General features: G+C 32.6%; 19 protein-coding genes and 1 tRNA gene. 7 read left to right on the forward strand and 13 right to left on the reverse strand.

The window, feature by feature from the left end:
• Position 1 precedes the first annotated feature (1 nt).
• Entirely contained in the window at positions 2–169 is a 168-nt protein-coding gene (locus Q4512_RS10115; protein WP_303424162.1) for a Lacal_2735 family protein, read from the reverse strand.
• A gap of 288 nt (positions 170–457) precedes the next feature.
• A tRNA-Ser gene (locus tag Q4512_RS10120) sits at positions 458–542 on the reverse strand.
• Positions 543–720: 178 nt separating this feature from the next.
• Between Q4512_RS10120 and Q4512_RS10125 the strand changes: the two genes are divergently transcribed.
• The 4 genes from Q4512_RS10125 to Q4512_RS10140 all read left to right on the forward strand — a co-directional run bounded on the left by Q4512_RS10125 (position 721) and on the right by Q4512_RS10140 (position 4,081).
• Positions 721–1,356, forward strand: a complete 636-nt coding sequence (locus Q4512_RS10125; RefSeq protein ID WP_303424163.1) for an NAD(P)H-dependent oxidoreductase — start codon at positions 721–723, stop codon at positions 1,354–1,356.
• Positions 1,357–1,424: 68 nt separating this feature from the next.
• Positions 1,425–1,886: a thioredoxin family protein gene (locus Q4512_RS10130; protein WP_303424164.1), complete on the forward strand. Its 462-nt coding sequence runs from the start codon at positions 1,425–1,427 to the stop codon at positions 1,884–1,886.
• Between the two features lie 102 nt (positions 1,887–1,988).
• Positions 1,989–3,185 (forward strand): DegT/DnrJ/EryC1/StrS aminotransferase family protein, encoded by a 1,197-nt coding sequence (locus Q4512_RS10135; protein ID WP_303424165.1) that lies wholly within the window; start codon positions 1,989–1,991, stop codon positions 3,183–3,185.
• A gap of 143 nt (positions 3,186–3,328) precedes the next feature.
• Positions 3,329–4,081, forward strand: a complete 753-nt coding sequence (locus Q4512_RS10140) for a hypothetical protein (RefSeq protein ID WP_303424166.1) — start codon at positions 3,329–3,331, stop codon at positions 4,079–4,081.
• A 146-nt stretch (positions 4,082–4,227) separates the two neighbouring features.
• Here the strand turns inward: Q4512_RS10140 and ribB are convergent, their stop codons facing one another.
• From ribB to tpx, 6 genes are all read right to left on the reverse strand, one after another.
• Entirely contained in the window at positions 4,228–5,385 is a 1,158-nt protein-coding gene (ribB, locus tag Q4512_RS10145) for a 3,4-dihydroxy-2-butanone-4-phosphate synthase (protein ID WP_303424167.1), read from the reverse strand.
• 15 nt (positions 5,386–5,400) lie between these two features.
• On the reverse strand, positions 5,401–7,224 hold the full coding sequence (locus tag Q4512_RS10150) for an LptF/LptG family permease (protein ID WP_368389417.1): 1,824 nt from the start codon (positions 7,222–7,224) through the stop codon (positions 5,401–5,403).
• A 30-nt stretch (positions 7,225–7,254) separates the two neighbouring features.
• On the reverse strand, positions 7,255–7,890 hold the full coding sequence (locus Q4512_RS10155) for an outer membrane lipoprotein carrier protein LolA (protein ID WP_303424168.1): 636 nt from the start codon (positions 7,888–7,890) through the stop codon (positions 7,255–7,257).
• 25 nt (positions 7,891–7,915) lie between these two features.
• Entirely contained in the window at positions 7,916–10,333 is a 2,418-nt protein-coding gene (locus tag Q4512_RS10160; protein ID WP_303424169.1) for a DNA translocase FtsK, read from the reverse strand.
• A gap of 157 nt (positions 10,334–10,490) precedes the next feature.
• Positions 10,491–10,859, reverse strand: coding sequence for a diacylglycerol kinase (locus Q4512_RS10165; protein ID WP_303424170.1), 369 nt, complete (start codon positions 10,857–10,859; stop codon positions 10,491–10,493).
• A 39-nt stretch (positions 10,860–10,898) separates the two neighbouring features.
• Positions 10,899–11,399: a thiol peroxidase gene (gene tpx, locus Q4512_RS10170; RefSeq protein ID WP_303424171.1), complete on the reverse strand. Its 501-nt coding sequence runs from the start codon at positions 11,397–11,399 to the stop codon at positions 10,899–10,901.
• Between the two features lie 233 nt (positions 11,400–11,632).
• Between tpx and Q4512_RS10175 the strand changes: the two genes are divergently transcribed.
• The 3 genes from Q4512_RS10175 (at position 11,633) to Q4512_RS10185 (ending at position 15,141) form a co-directional block, all read left to right on the forward strand.
• Positions 11,633–12,211: a fasciclin domain-containing protein gene (locus Q4512_RS10175; protein WP_303424172.1), complete on the forward strand. Its 579-nt coding sequence runs from the start codon at positions 11,633–11,635 to the stop codon at positions 12,209–12,211.
• A gap of 215 nt (positions 12,212–12,426) precedes the next feature.
• On the forward strand, positions 12,427–14,601 hold the full coding sequence (katG, locus tag Q4512_RS10180; RefSeq protein ID WP_303424173.1) for a catalase/peroxidase HPI: 2,175 nt from the start codon (positions 12,427–12,429) through the stop codon (positions 14,599–14,601).
• Positions 14,602–14,670: 69 nt separating this feature from the next.
• Positions 14,671–15,141 carry an ankyrin repeat domain-containing protein gene (locus tag Q4512_RS10185; protein ID WP_303424174.1) on the forward strand — a complete coding sequence of 157 codons (471 nt, stop codon included), beginning with the start codon at positions 14,671–14,673 and terminating at the stop codon, positions 15,139–15,141.
• 85 nt (positions 15,142–15,226) lie between these two features.
• On the opposite strand, the gene Q4512_RS10190 is transcribed toward Q4512_RS10185, so the two are convergent.
• From Q4512_RS10190 to nhaC, 5 genes are all read right to left on the reverse strand, one after another.
• Positions 15,227–16,324: a polysaccharide lyase family 7 protein gene (locus Q4512_RS10190; RefSeq protein ID WP_303424175.1), complete on the reverse strand. Its 1,098-nt coding sequence runs from the start codon at positions 16,322–16,324 to the stop codon at positions 15,227–15,229.
• A gap of 133 nt (positions 16,325–16,457) precedes the next feature.
• Positions 16,458–16,715, reverse strand: coding sequence for a DUF6952 family protein (locus Q4512_RS10195; protein WP_303424176.1), 258 nt, complete (start codon positions 16,713–16,715; stop codon positions 16,458–16,460).
• Positions 16,716–16,761: 46 nt separating this feature from the next.
• Positions 16,762–17,070, reverse strand: a complete 309-nt coding sequence (locus Q4512_RS10200; RefSeq protein WP_303424177.1) for a co-chaperone YbbN — start codon at positions 17,068–17,070, stop codon at positions 16,762–16,764.
• Between the two features lie 6 nt (positions 17,071–17,076).
• Positions 17,077–17,721 carry a peroxiredoxin gene (locus Q4512_RS10205; protein WP_303424178.1) on the reverse strand — a complete coding sequence of 215 codons (645 nt, stop codon included), beginning with the start codon at positions 17,719–17,721 and terminating at the stop codon, positions 17,077–17,079.
• A gap of 147 nt (positions 17,722–17,868) precedes the next feature.
• Positions 17,869–19,335: a Na+/H+ antiporter NhaC gene (gene nhaC / locus Q4512_RS10210; protein WP_303424179.1), complete on the reverse strand. Its 1,467-nt coding sequence runs from the start codon at positions 19,333–19,335 to the stop codon at positions 17,869–17,871.
• Between the last annotated feature and the right edge of the window lie 110 nt (positions 19,336–19,445).

Consider the following 19,445-nt stretch of genomic DNA (forward strand, 5'->3'; position numbering starts at 1 on the left):
TTTATAGGTTTAATTTTGCTAGTTTCTTCATTACTTCTTCAGCTTCAAATGTTTTTTGATCACTTTTTTTTCTATTGGTTGTAGAAAGTGTATATGCCTCTTCTAGGAGTTTAGCATATTGTTCTTTTAGTTTTTCTTTCTCTGATTTCTTTTTGAATACTCCGAACATGTGTATTTGGTATCTATTTTATCACTAAATTTTTATAAAGATACAAAATGTCTAACTATTTTTTAAAATAATTAGACAAAAAACAATACTAACACTTTGTAAAGGCCAGCATTTTGTTGATTTTATGTTATAAGAAAGGATTTAAATAGTGAGATGTTTAATTAGATCTTAAGATTTTAAAAGCGTTTAGTACGTCGTAGATAGTTTGAGAAGAGATTGAGAAAATATCAAATGGCTGACACCTAAAAAAACAAAGCCCTATAAACATTGCGTTTACAGGGCTTTTTGCGGAGAAAGAGGGATTCGAACCCCCGGAGGTGTGACCCTCAACAGTTTTCAAGACTGCCGCATTCGACCACTCTGCCATTTCTCCTTGAGTGCCTCATTGGATATTCTCCAAATGCGAGTGCAAATATATAATCCTTTTTGCTTCTTACCAATAAAAAAATGAAGTTTTATTTCTTTTTTTTTAGCAATACGAAATAATATTTAGAGACAACTTGGTAATTAACGCGTTACAAATAGTACTTTTGCGAAAATAAATACTTAAAATGAATATAATAGACCATCTATCTTGGCGATATGCAACCAAAAACTTCAATGAATCGCAGTTAATAAACCCAGAATCTTTGCAAATTTTGTGTGATGCTTTTAACCTAACTGCAACATCGTATGGCTTGCAACCTATAAAGTTGGTGGTAATTCAAGATAAAAAATTACAGGCTAGTTTGGTTACACATTCTATGAATCAACAGCAAGTAGCACAAGCTTCGCATGTATTCGTATTTTGTATTGAAACCAATATTGATAAAGCATTTATTCTAAATTATTTTAATAGAGTGAAACAATTAAGAAACACTCCAGATGCGATTTTACAACCTTTTAGAGATTTCTTAATCGAAGATTTTTCTAATAAACAACAAGAAGCTATCGAAGATTGGGCAACCAAGCAAGCGTATCTTGCTATGGGAAACATGCTAACCGTTTGTGCTACGCAAGGAGTAGATGCTTGTCCAATGGAAGGCTTTAATCCTAATAAATACGACGAAATTTTAGACTTAAAAACGAAAGGTTTAAAATCGGTATTAATAATGCCAATTGGTTACAGAGCAGAAGATGATATATTTGCAGGATTTAAAAAAGTAAGAAAAAAAGTTTCAGAATCCGTAATTATACACAAACAATAAACTGGCAAGATTGTTGTTATATTAAAAAAATAGATACATTTGTAAAACCCACAAAACCAAATCCCAAAATGAAAAATCTAATCTTAATAATAGCTTTTGCCTTTGTAAGCACTGTGTTTGCTCAAGAAGAAGCAATATCTAATCTTAATTGGTTAACAGATTTTAACCAAGCAAAATCTATTTCATCTAAAGAAAAGAAACCCATTTTAGTATATTTTACAGGAAGCGATTGGTGTCCTCCATGTAAGATGTTAAAGGAGGATTTTTTTAATACTCCAGAGTTTGAAGAAAAAGCAAATAATATGGTTTTATTAATGGTAGATATGCCAAGAAGAGTGGATATTATTACTCCAGAACAAAAGAAAAAAAACACAGCATTAGTTAATAAATATAATAAAAGTGGAGGCTATCCTAATATTGTAGCTTTAAACGATAAGGGGAATGTAATTGGTGAAATTTCAGGATATACTTTCTTGCGTGAAACCGATAGACACAATGCATTTGTAGATTCTGTTTTAGAGAATTACTAATAAAATGTAAACCTATTAAAAAGCGTTAAAACTTATAGTTTTAGCGCTTTTTTTATTCCTAAGATTAATCGTAAATTTGCTTTTTAATAACGATATAAGTATATGCCAGGATTTGAACTTTTTGGAGATAAAGAACGTAAAGAAGTAAACGACGTATTAGAAAACGGCGTGCTCATGCGTTATGGATTCGATGCCATGCGAAATGGACATTGGAAAGCAAAAGAACTAGAACAAGCCTTACAAGACAAACTACAAGTACAACACGCACAATTAGTATCAAGTGGTACAGCTGCAGTTTCTATTGCATTAGCTGCTGCAGGAATTGGAGCAGGAGATGAGGTGATTATGCCAACATTTACTTTTGTTGCAAGTTTTGAAGCGATTATGATGCTTGGCGCTGTTCCGGTTTTAGTAGATATTGACGATACACTTACTTTAAATCCTGAAGCAGTAAAAAAAGCAATTACACCAAATACAAAAGCAATTATGCCTGTGCATATGTGCGGAAGTATGGCCGATTTAGATGCCTTAAAAGGAATTTGTGATGCTAATGATTTAATCTTAATTGAAGATTCTTCGCAAGCAACTGGTGCAACGTACAAAGGAAAACCACTTGGTAGTATTGGTGATTTAGGTTGCTTGTCTTTAGATTTTGTGAAAATTATTACTGCTGGCGAAGGAGGAGCTGTACTTACCAACAATCCTAAATACGCATTACATGCCGATCATTTTAGTGATCATGGTCACGATCATAAAGGAAACGATAGAGGTGCAGAAACACATCCTTTTTTAGGCTACAACTTTAGAATTTCCGAATTACATGCAGCAGTTGGTTTAGCACAAATAAATAGATTGGATGAGTTTGTTGCGATACAGAAAAAAAACTATAGCATACTTCAAGATGCTTTATCACAAATACCAGAAGTTACTTTTAGAACCGTTCCAGAAGGAGGAGTGGAAAGTTATTCGTTTTTAAGTTTCTTTTTGCCAGATTTAGAAACGTCTAGAAAAGCTTCGACTGCACTAAAAGAAAATGGTATCGATGCCTGTTTTCATTATTATGATAACCAATGGCATTATATTAGAAAATGGCAACACCTTAAAGATTTAAAGACATTGTATCCTATTCCTGCCGAAGTAAAAGAAGGATTAAAATATCTGGAAAAAGCAGATTATTCTGTGTCTGATGCTTTTATTGCTAGAAATATATCTTGTTTAATAAAACTATCTTGGACAGAGGCTGAGGTTAAAGAACGAGCAAAGAAAATGCAACAAGTTATAAGAACAGCAATTCTGTAGAAAAAAATAAAATGTAAAAAATCTCTTTTTAGCAAATGCTTAAAAGGGATTTTTTTTGCTTAAAAAATTATTTTCATAATGTTAACCTTTTTGATTTTTAGAGTATAAATGTTAAAATCTAATTATTTAAAAGTCTATTAATCATGAAATTATTACAAACAATTAACCAAAATTTTTTTCTTTTTACAATTCTTGCTATTGTATCTGTGTCTTGTAGCATAGATGGATTAGAAGATAACGAACAACAGCAACAACAATCTACTTCTTTAAATGACTTACAGGGAAACTGGATACGAGTTGGTGGCAATAACCCAATTAATAATGGTGTAAAAATACATGTCGATAACAATATTGGAAAGATAACAGACCCGCAACAATCTGGTTATGCTATTGGGGATGAAAAGTGGATAGATATTTTTGGATTAGGCGCTGGAGAATATACACATGAAGAGTTGGGTAGTGATTACAACTATTATCCAGCTACCATAAAATATGGAGTAGACGATACTTTGCGTGTAGATGTAAACCATTCTGGTGCTGGGAATATTCAAAAATGGGTTAGAGAATCCAATTATACTCCACAAAGTGTTTTTTTAGAAGTACTTGAAGGAAGTTGGATTCGAGTAGGAGGTAACAATACAACAAATAATGATCTTGTAATAGCTGTAACTAATACAACTGGTACTATAACGGATGCGGCATTATCTGGATTTAATATTGGAGATGTTAAGTGGAAAGATATATATGCAATTGATGCTAATAGTTTTATTTACGAAGAGCTTGGTAGCGATTATAATTACTATAATTCATTTATGGAACTTGGAGTTGCAGATACTTTAAGCATTTCAGTTGGTTATAATGGTTCTGGTAATATTCAGAAGTGGGTAAGACAATAATCAAGAGCTACATAAAATACAATAAACCGAGAAATACATCGCATATTTATTTTTTGGTAAAATAGTAAAGATGCTATTAATCGATGTTAAGAGAAACCCTAAGCTAAGGCTAGATGGTTTCTCTTTTCGTATGCTATAGATTGTTATTAATAGCCTACGTATTCTACAATTTCTAATCCATAACCAATCATACCAACACGTTTTGTTTGTTGTGTGTTAGATATTAATTTAAGTTTATGAATGTTTAAATCATGTAGTATTTGAGCTCCAATACCAAAATCTTTATTATCCATTGCTATTGCCGGAGCTTTAGCTATGGATCCTTCGGTTTGATTTTCTTTTAGTAACGTTAGACGTTTTAATAAATTTAAAGATTGCGATTGTTGGTTAATAAATAAGATGGCACCTTTTCCTTCTTGATTTATAACACGAAACATATCGTCTAGCTTCTCATCTGCATTATTAGTTAACGTACCAAGAATATCATTGTTTATTAGTGTTGAATTTACTCTTGTTAAAACAGGTTCATTTGTTGTCCAATCTCCTTTAGTAAGTGCAATATGAACTTGATCGTTTGTTGTTTGTTGGTATGCTCGTAATCTAAAACTACCAAAACGAGTTTCAATGTTAAAGTCTTCTTTTTTCTCTATTAAAGAATCGTGATCCATTCTATAAGCGACTAGGTCTTCAATAGAAACAATTTTCAAATCAAATTTTTCAGCTACCTCAAAAAGTTGTGGTAAACGTGCCATGGTTCCATCTTCGTTCATTATTTCTACAATAACTCCAGCAGGTTGTAACCCAGCTAAACGAGCAAAATCGATAGCAGCTTCTGTATGGCCTGTTCTACGTAAAACACCACCTTCTTTTGCGACAAGAGGAAAAATATGTCCAGGTCTTGCTAGGTCGAAAGGTTTCGTGTCCTTTTGTACTAAAGATTTAATAGTTAAAGCACGATCGCTAGCAGAGATCCCAGTAGTTACTCCTTGACCTTTTAGGTCTACCGAAACTGTAAATGCAGTTTCCATAGGATCTGTATTATTGGTTACCATCATGTGTAACCCTAATTCTTTACAACGGTCTTCTGTTAAAGGTGCACAAATTAAACCACGACCATGTGTAGCCATAAAGTTTATCATTTCAGGGCTTACTAATTCTGCTGCAGCTAAAAAATCGCCTTCATTTTCTCTATCTTCATCGTCTACAACAATAATTACTTTTCCATTTTTAATGTCATTAATGGCATCTTCAATAGTGTTTAGTTTATAACTTTTTTTATTGCTGTTTTCTACTTTTGTTATCATGTTGCAAAGATATTCTTATTTTAATGTATTTGAAAAGTCTTCATTAATTTTATTTCGTTTTAAAAAGTGTGTTAAAGGATAAAAAACGAAACCAAGAAGTAATATTATTGGGTTTTTAGAATTTGTTTTCTTCTCTAATAAAGCATAAAGAGCATTGGTGTTTAAAAATGATTTTACATAGTAGATAAGTGTCATTGCAAAAGAGATGATACTTAATTGTACTGCTGCGGAAGCAAAATTAGGAAGTTTATTGTTTTTAAAAACGAGGTATAAAATAATTAAAAGGAGTCCAGAGATATAAAAAATTAATGCCGTTTTAGAATGAAAACTATAGTTTTTAAACATCGATTTTACTTTCTCTTTATTTTCCGGTTTTACTTCATATTCTTCAGTTACCGAATCTTTTTCAGTATCCGACTGTATTTTAAATACTTTTTTTATTGGTTCAATAATATGATCAAACTCAAATAAACCTCTATCAGCAGTTGCTCTTTTCGTTAGGAAAACGCCAAGAGGAAACATGATCATTGTGGAAATCCAAGGTGCAATCATTGGGTTTATACTTCCGTCGTTTGCACTATTTTTTGCGAAAATACCAATAAAGTGATAGGTTAAAAATAATAAAATAGCAATAACCATTGGTAAGCCTATTCCTCCTTTTCTAATTAATGCCCCTAGTGGCGCACCTACAAAAAATAGAATGATACAGGCAAAACCTAAAGCAAATTTTTCATGAAATGCTACAATATGCTTATTGTAATTGGTTTGTTTGTTTGCAATAAATTTCACTTTAGTATTCATCATTTGCTTCGTACTGTTCGTGCTGTTTAATGCTAAATCTATTAGTTGAATTTTCTTTTTAGTTTCATATAAACTTAATACATCTCCATTAAAAATGGTGTCCTTTTTTAAGCGTAAACCATTATCAAGTGAGGCTACTTGAGATCTGTTGTATAAATCTTCAGAAAAGATATCAAAGTCTTTTTTATTTTCTACGGTTAGTGAGTCTATGGTATAGTTTAAATCTGCAATATTAAGCATGCTGTATTTGTCGGATACATTTTTTTCGTCTAAATCTTGACTATTTTCTTCCGATAAATCTATGTTGACGGTGTATTTTTTAAAGGCACTCTTTACTAGAGGATTTTTTTCTCTTTCTTTAAAGTTGTTAGGAGGCGTATCATCATAAAAGTAGCCATCATGCAATATTAGTTTTAATACACTAGATTTTTCGTTACCAATAAGTTCTCCAGATTTTGAAACAATTGTTCTATAATTTTTATTTCCTCTTGTCGAGCTGCTTTTTACATGTATTACAACACCTTTAAGGTCTTTGCCATTTAAGCCACTTTTTTCTTCCACCTTAATATTAAAGTTGCCAACATCGTTAAATTGCCCTTCTGCAATAGCCATTGCAGGTTTTAATTTTTGAATATTTTTTCTAAGGTTATAAGAATTGTATTCTCCCCAAGGTATTACGCTGTTACTAAAAAAGAATGTGGTAACACCAAGTATACCAATAAATATACCTAAACCAGCCATGGCACGTTGTAATGAGATACCAGTAGATTTCATGGCTGCAAACTCATAGTTTTCGGCAAAATTACCAAATACCATTATAGACGCAAGTAGTATAGTTAGTGGTAATACTAAAGGAATTAGCTTTGGTGAATAATAAAGTAAGAACTTTAAAACGACAATTAGGTCTAAGTCTTTACCCGCTAATTCTTTAATAAATAGCCAAATTGTTTGTAAAACAAAAATCAGCATGAGTATTAAAAACACGCTGATAAAGGTCTTTAGGTAAGTGTTTAAAATGTATCTGTCTAATATTTTCACACTTTAATTGTATTACTATTTTTTAATGTACTAATCTAACTTTTCTATATAGTAGTCTTTAAACTTACTTTCGTCAAAGGTAAATAAGGTTTTTGAAATAGTCTCGTTTGTTTTAAAAGAATTAACGGTTAAAGTAGTTTTTGTTCCGTTTTTTCCTGTTTCAATTAAATTGTAAATATGTTTTGTTTGCGCATCTATTCCTAAAAGCACTGATTTTATTTCCGAATTTGAATCGATAGGAGTCAATTTTACATATTGTATTTTTCTTCCTTGTACATTTTGAACGATGTCCATAACATAGGTGAATCCGTCTTCATAAAAAGATAACATTTTACTTGGTGTTATGCTTCCTTCGTCGTCCATACTTTCCGAAGAAATAGTTACTTGTTCGTCTTCAGGACTTATGCTGTACAGTGTTTTTCCGTTATATATTCTGGTTATACCAAGAATGTTTAGTTTGAATTTTTCACCTTGCATTACTACATCACCACGTGTTTCTTGTTTAATATTCTCGGCAGTATTATGTAGCATATATTTAAAGTCTATAGCTATATTATCATAGCTTTTTACTTTTTGGGAAACTTCGTCCAATAAGGTTTTAGCTTCATTTTGAGCAAAGCTTGTAATACTTAATAAAATGGTGAATATGAAAATTAACTTCTTCATAATAAATACTTGTTTTTCTTTTTTGTTATAAACTTTCGTTTTCTAATAATTGATCTAGAGCAACTAAATCTGGAACCAAAACTTGTCTTGCTTTACTACCTTCAAACCCACCTACAATTCCAGCAGCTTCTAATTGATCGATTAATCGTCCTGCACGATTGTATCCTAATTTTAGTTTACGCTGTAATAAGGAAGCAGATCCTTGTTGTGCAATTACAATAAGTTCGGCCGCTTCGCGAAATAGTTTGTCTCTATCGCTTATATCTATATCAAGACTTGTGCCACTTTCTTCACCAACATATTCTGGAAGTAAATGTGCATCTGGATAAGCCTTTTGCGCACCAATAAAATCTACAATTCTTTCTACTTCGGGAGTATCTACAAAAGCACATTGTATACGCACTAACTCGTTTCCTTGTGTATAAAGCATATCTCCACGACCAATAAGTTGGTCTGCTCCAGAGCCATCTAAAATAGTTCTCGAATCAATTTTACTCGTTACTCTAAATGCGATTCTTGCTGGGAAATTGGCTTTAATAATACCTGTAATTACATTTACAGATGGTCTTTGTGTTGCTATAATTAAATGAATACCAATTGCACGAGCTAATTGTGCTAAACGGGCAACCGGAGTTTCGACTTCTTTACCAGCAGTCATAATTAAATCAGCAAACTCATCTACCACTAAAACAATATATGGTAAAAAGGCATGGCCATCATTAGGATTTAATTTACGTGCTTTAAATTTAGTATTATACTCTACAATGTTACGACAAAGTGCATTTTTAAGCATTTCGTAACGATTGTCCATTTCTATACAAAGCGAGTTAAGGGTGTTAATTACTTTGGTGTTATCAGTAATAATTGCTTCTGCTTCGTCTGGTAATTTTGCTAAATAATGACGTTCTATTTTATTGAATAATGTAAGTTCTACTTTTTTAGGATCTACCAAAACAAACTTCACTTCTGCAGGGTGTTTTTTATATAGTAAGGAAGTAAGGACTGCATTTAAACCTACCGATTTACCTTGTCCTGTCGCTCCAGCCATAAGCATGTGTGGCATTTTTGCTAGATCGACAACAAAGGTTTCGTTGCTAATGGTTTTACCAAATGCAATAGGTAGTTGCATTTCCGATTTTTGAAATTTTTGCGAAGCAATTACCGATCGCATAGAAACAATAGTAGAACTTTTGTTTGGCACCTCTATACCAATAGTTCCTTTTCCAGGAATTGGCGCAATAATACGAATACCTAAAGCAGAAAGAGATAGGGCAATATCGTCTTCTAGGTTTTTAATTTTTGAGATACGTACTCCTGCTTCTGGAACAATTTCGTAAAGTGTGACTGTAGGACCAATGGTAGCCTTGATACTAGAAATTCCAATTTTATAATTGTTTAAGGTTTCAACAATTCTGTTTTTATTTTCTTCTAGCTCCTCTTGGTTTATAGAAATACCTTCGTTGTCGTATTTTTTTAATAAGTCTAAAGGAGGAAACTGGTAATTACCAAGTTCTAAGGTTGGATCGAATTGACCAAAATCTTCTACGAGTTTGTTCGCTAGATTGTCGGTTTCCGAAATTTCTTCAGCTACTTTTTCTACTTCCATAGCAACTTCTTCTTCCTCTTCTTCTTTTGCTATCTCTACTTTAAAGTCGTCTGTTTTAATCTTGGTTTTAGGTTCTTTTTTTATTTCTGGTTTAATCTCTTGTTGAACTACAATAGGTGCTTCTTTTTGGACATTAACTTGATGCGCTGCTTTAATTTCTTCCGCTTCTGCTGTTAAATCATTATCTAAAGGAATAAACTCTTCTTTAAAATCGTCTATTTCTTCATTAATTTCTTTTTTTGCTTTTTTGAAGACTTTAGCAAAAGTTTCTACAGTCATTTTAAAACGTGTCGCTAAATAGGTGATTAGCCCAAAAACAAGTAAAAGTATGGTTCCAATTTTACCAATATAATCTTGTAGAAAGGAATTAATTTCAAAACCAATAACACCTCCTAATATATCATTTTTATGCGCAAAAAATCCGAAGAGAATAGATAACCAAATCACTATTAAAGTTCCCCAAAACCAATGTTTTCCTAGTTTTTCTTTTTTTAGGTTTAGTAAAACGTAAACGCCAGAAAGAAAGATGAGGCCAGAAAATATAAAGGAAGCAATACCAAAACCACGCTGGATAAAAAAGTCGCTTAACCAAACTCCAGATTTACTAAGCCAGTTTTGAGTTTCTACGTTTCTTGATCCAAACTCGGTTAATGTACTTTGGTCTGCTTTTCCTGTAAAAAAGAAAGATAAAAAAGCGATAAAAAGTAATAAGCCAAGTATAATTAATAAGCTTCCTAAAACCAATTTTTGTTGGTTAGAAAGTTCAAAACTTGGTGCTTTTAAAGTTTTAGTCTTTTTGGTTGTAGCTTTTGTCGTCTTCGTTTTCTTTTTTGCCATATTTATTTTCCGCGAAAGTGAAAATCTTTAATTTCTAATTGTGATCTATATATTTTGTATAGATGGAAAACAAAAATACAAATTACAAATGGTAACGAAACTTTATTCTAAAAAATTGTAAACAATGTTTTCAAGAAAATGAATTCGGAAGGAGGTATTAAAAAATTTTTGGTAAATAAATAATACAACCAATAATAGATGCTGCAATAGCAAAAATAAAAACAGCCCCTGCTGCTAGATCTTTAATGAGTCCTATTTTGCTGTGGTATTCTGGATGAATAAAATTTGCAATTTCTTCAATAGCAGTATTTAACCCTTCAAAAGCCATAATAAGGGCAATGCAAAATATTTGAATAATCCATTCGGTTGCAGAAAGTTGGTAATAAAATCCAAGAATGGTCATAATAGTACCAATACAAAATTGTACTTTAATACTGTTTTCTGTAGTTATTAATAAAAAGGCACCTTTAAAAGCATATTTTACACTTTTAAGTCTGTTTACAAGAAAAGATTCTTTTTTGGTCATTTTAAAACTTTTAAAACTGCCTCCTTATTATAGATCAAATTATTTTAATGCTTCTAGTGCAGCTTTATAATTTGGCTCATCAGCAACTTCTTGTACTTGCTCAGTGTATTTTACTACTCCGTTTTCATCTAAAACTACGACACATCTAGAATGTAATCCTTCAAATTTTCCAGTAGCAAATTCTAAACCATAGTCTTTACCAAACTGTCCTGTATTGAAATCGGATAACATGATAACGTTTTCTATACCTTCAGCTCCACAAAAACGTGCTTGAGCAAAAGGTAAATCTCTAGATATACAAAGAATTTTAGTGTTTTCGACTTCGGAAGCTTCTTTATTAAAAGTACGTACAGATGTAGCACAAGTACCTGTATCTACACTAGGAAAAATATTTAATACGACTTTATTTCCTTTTAAATCTGAAAGTTTTTGCGAAGATAAATCACTTACTGTTAATGTAAATTCTGGAGCTTTGTCTCCAACTGTTGGTAAACTACCACTCGTTTCTACAGGTGCACCACCTAATGTTATTTTAGCCATTTTCAAGTTTTTTTATTAAAGTATAAAATTAAGAATAATTACCTGCTAATGCTATCTAGTTCCTTTTTTTTTTATTTTTTTTGAAATTATCAACTGCTTGAATTTAATGTGTTTAGCAATAAGAGGCTCGTTAATTTCTTGTTAAAGCCGTGCTATTTAAAAAACCGGCTTTTATTAATCTTCGTTTATATAACTGTAAACAATAAAATAACAAGTATTAAAAACCAAAAATTATGAAAATTTCAAAAGTATTAAAGTCCACATTATTTACAATAGTATTATTTACTTCTATTAGTGGTTTTTCGCAAGAAAAAATGAAGAAAGAGAAAAGTGTTATGGTTGGTGGTGCGGCAATGTATCCAAGTAAAAACATAGTAGAAAACGCAGTAAATTCTAAAGACCATACCACTTTAGTTGCAGCAGTAAAAGCTGCAGAGTTAGTAGATGTATTATCTAGTGAAGGGCCTTTTACAGTATTTGCTCCTACAAATGAAGCTTTTGCAAAATTACCAAAAGGTACAGTAGAAACATTATTAATGAAAGAAAACAAAAAAACACTACAAACCGTATTAACCTATCACGTAGTTGCTGGAAAATGGAATGCAGAAGATGTATTAGAGCTGATTAAAAAAGGAAAAGGAAAAGCTGTAATTGAAACCGTTAGTGGTGGTATGATTACCGCTTGGTTAAAAGGAAAAGACGTTTATGTTACTGATGCAAATGGAAATTCAGCAAAAATTACAATTGCCGATGTAAATCAATCTAATGGCGTTATTCATGTCGTTGATACCGTATTATTACCAAAATCTTAGTTTTTGGGGATTAATTAAGTTTGGTTAATGAAAAGCTACTTCTTTTGAAGTGGCTTTTTTATATTTAAACATAGTGTGTGTTTATGGGTAAATGAAAAACAATAGTTTTAAGCTATCGGTAAATAGGGACAATCAATTTTTTATATCTTAATTTTAGAGGATAAATAACTAATTTTATTTTCGATTTAAAATGTTAATTTAAAAAAATATAAAATATGGATCATACTAATAATGGCGATGCTAGTAAATGCCCTTTTATGCAAGGTGCTATTACTACAACCGAAAAAACTGTAACAGATTGGTGGCCAAACACCTTAAATTTAGAGATTCTACACCAGCAGGATACCAAAACAAATCCACTTGGTGCGGACTTTGATTACCACGAAGAATTAAAAAAATTAGATGTTGATGCGCTTAAAAAAGATCTTCATGTATTTATGACAGACAGTCAAGATTGGTGGCCTGCCGATTGGGGACATTATGGAGGATTAATGATTAGAATGGCTTGGCATGCTGCCGGTTCCTACAGATTACCCGATGGACGTGGAGGTGGAGGTACAGGAAACCAGCGTTTTGCTCCACTAAATTCTTGGCCAGATAATGTTAGTTTAGACAAAGCCAGACGTTTGCTTTGGCCAATTAAGAAAAAATATGGAAATAAAGTAAGTTGGGCAGATCTTATAATTCTTGCAGGTACTATTGCTTATGAAAGTATGGGGCTAAAAACCTATGGATTTGCATTTGGACGTCAAGATATATGGCATCCAGAAAAAGATGTGTATTGGGGAGCAGAAAAAGAATGGTTAGCACCTAGTGATGAACGTTATGGAAATGTGGAGAATCCTGCAACAATGGAAAACCCATTAGCTGCAGTACAAATGGGGTTAATTTATGTGAATCCAGAAGGTGTAAATGGGAAACCAGATCCTTTAAAAACAGCGCTACAAGTTAGAGAAACATTTAAGCGTATGGCAATGAATGATGAAGAAACGGTTGCTTTAACTGCTGGCGGACATACTGTTGGGAAAACACATGGTAATGGGGATGCAAGTATTTTGGGACCAGACCCTGAGAGTGCAGATGTAGATGCACAAGGTTTAGGTTGGTCTAACCCAACAAAATCTGGTAAAGGTAGATATACGGTTACTAGTGGTTTAGAAGGAGCATGGACAACACACCCAACAAAATGGGATAATGGTTTTTTCGAAATGTTATTTAACCATGAGTGGGAACTACGTAAAAGTCCAGCAGGAGCCTTACAATGGGAACCAGTAAGTATTGCAGAAGAAGACATGCCTGTAGATGTTGAGGATATGACTACTAAGCATAACCCTATGATGACGGATGCAGATATGGCCATGAAAATGGATCCTATATATAAAGAGATTTCTTTAAAATTCAAGAATGATTTTGACGCATTTTCGGATGCTTTTGCTCGTGCTTGGTTTAAATTAACGCATCGTGATATGGGGCCAAAAGATCGTTGGTTTGGACCAGATGTACCTCAAGAAGATTTAATTTGGCAAGATCCAGTGCCAAAAGGAAATTACGATTATGATGCAGAAGCTGTTAAAAATACAATAGCAAGTACAGATTTAAGTATTTCAGAATTGGTTACCACTGCTTGGGATAGTGCTAGAACCTACAGAGGATCTGATTTTAGAGGTGGTACAAATGGCGCGCGTATTCAATTAGAACCACAAAATAAATGGCAAGGTAACGAACCAGAAAAATTACAAAAAGTACTCGCTGTTTTGCAACCTATCGCTATAGACTTTGGTATTAGCCTTGCGGATACTATTGTGTTAGCTGGTAATGTTGGAGTAGAAAAAGCAATTAAAAATGCAGGAATGCATGTTAGTGTACCTTTTGCTCCAGGTAGAGGAGATGCTACACAAGAAATGACAGATGTAGAATCTTTTGAGCCTTTAGAGCCTTTAGCAGATGGTTATAGAAACTGGCAGAAGAAAGAATATGTGGTTAGTCCAGAAGAAATGCTTTTAGATCGTACACAATTAATGGGTTTAACAGCAGCCGAAATGACAGTTTTAGTGGGAGGAATGCGTGTATTGGGAACCAATTATGGAGGAACAAAACATGGTGTGTTTACCGAAAATGAAGGCGCTTTAACTAATGATTTCTTTGTAAATCTTACCGATATGATTTACGAATGGAAGCATCTTGATAACGGTATTTATGAAATTATAAATCGCAAAACAGGAGCTGTTAAATTCACAGCAACTCGGGTAGATTTAGTGTTTGGATCGAACTCTATTTTACGTGCTTATGCAGAAGTATACGCACAAGACGATAGTAAAGAGAAGTTTGTAACTGACTTTGTTGCAGCTTGGACTAAAGTAATGAATGCAAACCGTTTTGATTTAAAATAATAATAAAACATATAGATTTTAAAGGGATGGATTTAAAAATTCATTCCTTTTTTATTGAAAAAGTATAGCATGAAAAATATAGATCAGATTTTTGAAAGCATAAAAAATAACGATAATAGCACTTTAAATGCATTGTTGTCTGAAAATTCTAGGTTGGCTGAAGCTAAAGATCAACGTGGATTTACACCATTAATTTTGGCCACCTATTTTGATAACGAAGCTGCTACTAAAATCTTAGTTGAGAATAATGCACCTATAAATGATAAAGATGCCTCCGGAAATACCGCATTAATTGGTGTAAGTTTTAAAGGGAATGCTCCTTTTGCGAAGTATTTAATAGAAAACGGAGCAGATATAAATGCTGTAAATAACCATGGAACGACTGCTTTGACCTTTGCTACTCAATATAATAAAGTAGCTCTTGTGAAGTTGCTTTTAGAACAGAAAGCAGATGTAACCATTAAAGATAACGAAGGTAAAACAGCTTTAGAATATGCTAAAGCGAAAGGATTTAGTGAGATTATTTCTTTGTTAATGTAGTTGTTTTATTAAACACAAGCTGCTATTATACTTAAAAACCACTTTGAAAGAACAAAGTGGTTTTTAATATTAGGTATAATTTTAGTTAATCATTTTTTGTGAAATAACCTTCGTTAGAAACAGCAGCTTCACTTACAGAAATACTTCCCTTTTTAAACCAAACTTCTGCATAGTTTCCATCTGCATATTGTTTTTGAATATCACCACCATGTGTTTCTGCGCCTGAGCACCAGTTTTTGTTCACGTCTGGAGATTTCCCATTGGTTTGGTTATAGCAACCAAGTTTAAAAAAACAACCTTCTCCTGTATAGGCTTCCGGACGCTCTACACCATCTTGACCAATAGGGAAAAATAATTTTTGTGTTTGTTCTGGTATGTTTGCTTTTTTAGCGTATTCCGACACTACTAAGTTTTTAGTAAACGTTTTTGTCTCATGTCCTGGACTAGTAAAAATTAAGTTCATAATTCCGTCTTTTACTTCCACAGAATAGCTAAACTCTTCGCCTAACTTTATACCATCTTTAGCTTCTTCAGGATAGGTGTTTGCATCACTACCAACCACAGAAAAGTCGTTACCCCATACGGCGGAAGAATAGTCCCAACGTTTTGCGTTATCGTCTCCAGCTGTATTAATTTCATAATGCCAGAAAACAGAACCTTTACTGTGCCCAGGGAATTTTTTGTAAAATATTTTAAGCGGCTCATTTTCAAATGCATCAGCACTATGAATCTGACCTACAACAACAGCATGAGATGCTGCTACTCGCGCATCACCAGTTGCAGATACATTCATTACTTTAAGTGTAGCTGTTAATTTATCGTTCGCCGTTTTTGGATACCATTTTTTGGTTTGCGCTAACTCGGTTCTTGTATTGTTTGAAGTTCCGTGTGTGTCTCCTCCATTTGGGGCTTTAAAAACAACCCAATCATTGGTGCCATCATTGGTAGTGTAAAAGAAATCTTTATTCTCAAAATTATTTACAATACCAGCATTTGAACCATCTCCTAAGATTAATTTCCATTGGTCAAAAAATGGAATAACGTCATTAGCGTAAACGGTTTTAGAGGTTACAATTTCTTCTTTTTGTTTCGAGTTTTTAGTTTCGCTTTTACAGCTATTTAATACAATAAATAAACTAAGTACAAAGCAAGTTGAAAGAAATGACAAGCGTTTTTTGATCATGATTTATGGTTTTTTATTTTTTAATAGAATGTAAGGTATATAAAAATTGGTTAACCAATTAATTTTTAGACATAAAAAAACCACCTAATTTTCATAAAGTGGTTTTTTTGAACTAATTTTCTTTTTCTTATGCTTATTTATCAATGGATCCTAAAACACGTTTCATAAAAGAATTAACGGCCTCTTTTTTAGGAGTTCCTTCTTTAATCATTTTGTTTACTTCTATTGCGCCATACATATTAGAGATTAATTCTCCAATAACATCTAGTTCTTCATCCTTTAAAGAGGAAACTTCGGTTAATGCTTCTAGCGTTTCAATGGTTTCTACAATATAGTCTTCGTCATTGTCTTCTATAAATTGCGCTAAGTGTTTTATTACTGGTAATTTCATTGATAATTTATTTTTGTTTCCGTGAAAACGGAACCTAATTAAGTTGTTATACTACTTCGTTTACTAATTCTTTTAAAACGTCGAATTTGTTAGTCTGAACTTGATTCACAAAATCACCTTTTTTAAAAGTTGCAAATGTTGGTAAATTATCTACTGTAGCTAATTTTCTAGATTCCGGAAATTTTTCCGCGTCAGCGATAACAAACGTAATATTTTCTAACTCGCCAGCTAATTTCTTAACTTTTGGTTTCATAATACGACAGTTACCACACCAAGTTGCTGAATATTGCACAACAACGGTTTCGTTAGCAGCAATAATTTCGTTTAGATTATCTTGACTTAATTCTTGCACCATGATGTATTAGTTTACGTGATTTGCTAAATATGCTGCAGTACCAATACGGTTAGCGCTCATAGCATCTTTACCTTCTTCCCAGTTTGCAGGACAAACTTCTCCTTTTTCTTGTACGTGCGTTAATGCATCGATAATACGTAAAAACTCGTTTACGTTTCTACCAATTGGCATATTGTTTACACCTTCGTGTTGTACTACACCATCTTCGTCAATAACGTAAGTAGCTCTATAGGTTACGTTGTCTCCTTCAACAGTTACAACACCTGTTTCTTCGTTATATTTTTCGTTTGTGATATCTAAAATTCCTAGAGTAGAAGCAAGATTACGATTAGAATCTGCAAGAATAGGGTAAGTAACACCTTCGATTCCGCCATTATCTTTAGGTGTGTTTAACCATGCAAAGTGTACTTCAGGAGTATCACATGATGCACCAATTACGATAGTGTTTCTTTTTTCAAATTCTGCTTTAGCAGCTTCAAAAGCATGAAGTTCTGTTGGACAAACAAAAGTAAAATCTTTTGGATACCAGAATAATAATACTTTTTTCTTGTTGTTTTTTGCTTCTTCAAGAACGTTTAATTTAAAGGTGTCCCCCATTTCGTTCATTGCATCTACATTTAAATCTGGAAATTGTTTTCCTACTATAGCCATTACTTTAAAAATTTTATAATTATTATATTGTTTTTTCAGTGTGCAAAGATACATTGGAACAACAAAAAAACAAGCCTAATAAAATTTTAAAATCTTATTAGGCTATAAATTTTTGTTATAGTAAATAGAAAAAGGAATTATTTATTGTTATTTCGATTTGAGTTGTCTTATTTTAATATTAAGTGCAGCAAAAAATAAGGTTGTAAAAGGACTGAGCCAATTAAATATAGCGTAAACAAAATATTCACCAACGCCAACACCTAAAACACCAGATTGGTATGCACCACAAGTATTCCAAGGGATAAGAACAGAGGTTACTGTACCAGAATCTTCTAATGTTCGACTTAAATTTTCTGGAGCAAGACCTTTATCTTCATATGCTTTTTTAAACATTTTCCCAGGAATTACTAATGCTAAATATTGGTCGGATGCAATTGCATTTAAACCTAAACAACTAATTACGGTACTTGCAAATAAACCAAATACAGTTGTCGCTAATTTTAAAAGTTCTTTCGTAATTCTAGATAAGGCACCAATGGCATCCATAATACCACCAAATACCATGGCACAACAAATTAAATAGATGGTCCATAGCATACCTTTCATGCCACCAGCAGAAAACAAATCGTTTAGTTTTTCATTGTCTGTAGAAATTTGTGTGTCTGTAAAAACAGAATTAATTATTGCTGTAAAACTGGAATCTGATAAAGCTTTTAGGACATCCGATTGAAAAATAAAAGCAAAAACAGCGGCAAGTAAAACACCGGAAGTTAAAGCTATTAAAGGTTTTGTTTTTAATAATATAAGTGCAATTACTCCAACAGGAACAATAAATAATAATGGAGTAATATTAAAAGTACTTTTTATGCTAGTTAATAAACCACTTATATCTGCACTACCACTAGTATCAATTGTAGCACTCATAATAGCAAACGCTATTAGTGTAATGATTACGGTTGGTATAGTTGTAAAGGTCATGTATCTAATATGAGTAAACAAATCGGTTCCAGCCATTGCAGGAGCAAGGTTTGTTGTATCACTAAGCGGTGACATTTTATCTCCAAAATACGCCCCAGAAATTACGGCTCCAGCAATCATTCCTGGGTTTATACCAAGAGCAGAACCAATACCAATTAGTGCAATACCAACGGTTGCAGAGGTGGTCCATGAACTACCAGTAGCAATAGAAATGATTGCACAAATAATTACCGAGGCTGGTAAAAATATAGCAGGACTTAATACTTGTAAACCATAATAAACCATTGCAGGAATCACGCCACTAACTAGCCAAGTTCCTGCTAATGCACCAACAAGAAAAAGTATCATGATGGGAACAAAAACACTTTTAAGGTTTTCTAAAACTTCTTTAAACATTGTTAATGGAGTAACTTTATTAAATAAACCATCCATAAAAGCAACAAAACCACCAATTAATAAAATGATTTGATTAGAATAATCTCCAAACATTGCACCATCAGCAAAAAATATGTTGTATGCCAATAGTCCCATTAAAATAACTACAGGAATAAGAGCCTCCCAAATATTAAGTTCTTTATTATCTATTATTTTTTGATCTTGAATGTTAATTTCGGAAAGATTATCGTTTTCTTGCATGAATGTAGTTGGTTTTAGAAATGTAATGTTACGATTTTCATTAAAAGTATGCAAATGCCAAAAAGGTCTGAATTTTTTTTCAGACCTTTTCCTTTATTAAAACAAATGTA

Source organism: Oceanihabitans sp. 2_MG-2023 (assembly GCF_030547245.1).
Taxonomy (GTDB): domain Bacteria; phylum Bacteroidota; class Bacteroidia; order Flavobacteriales; family Flavobacteriaceae; genus Oceanihabitans.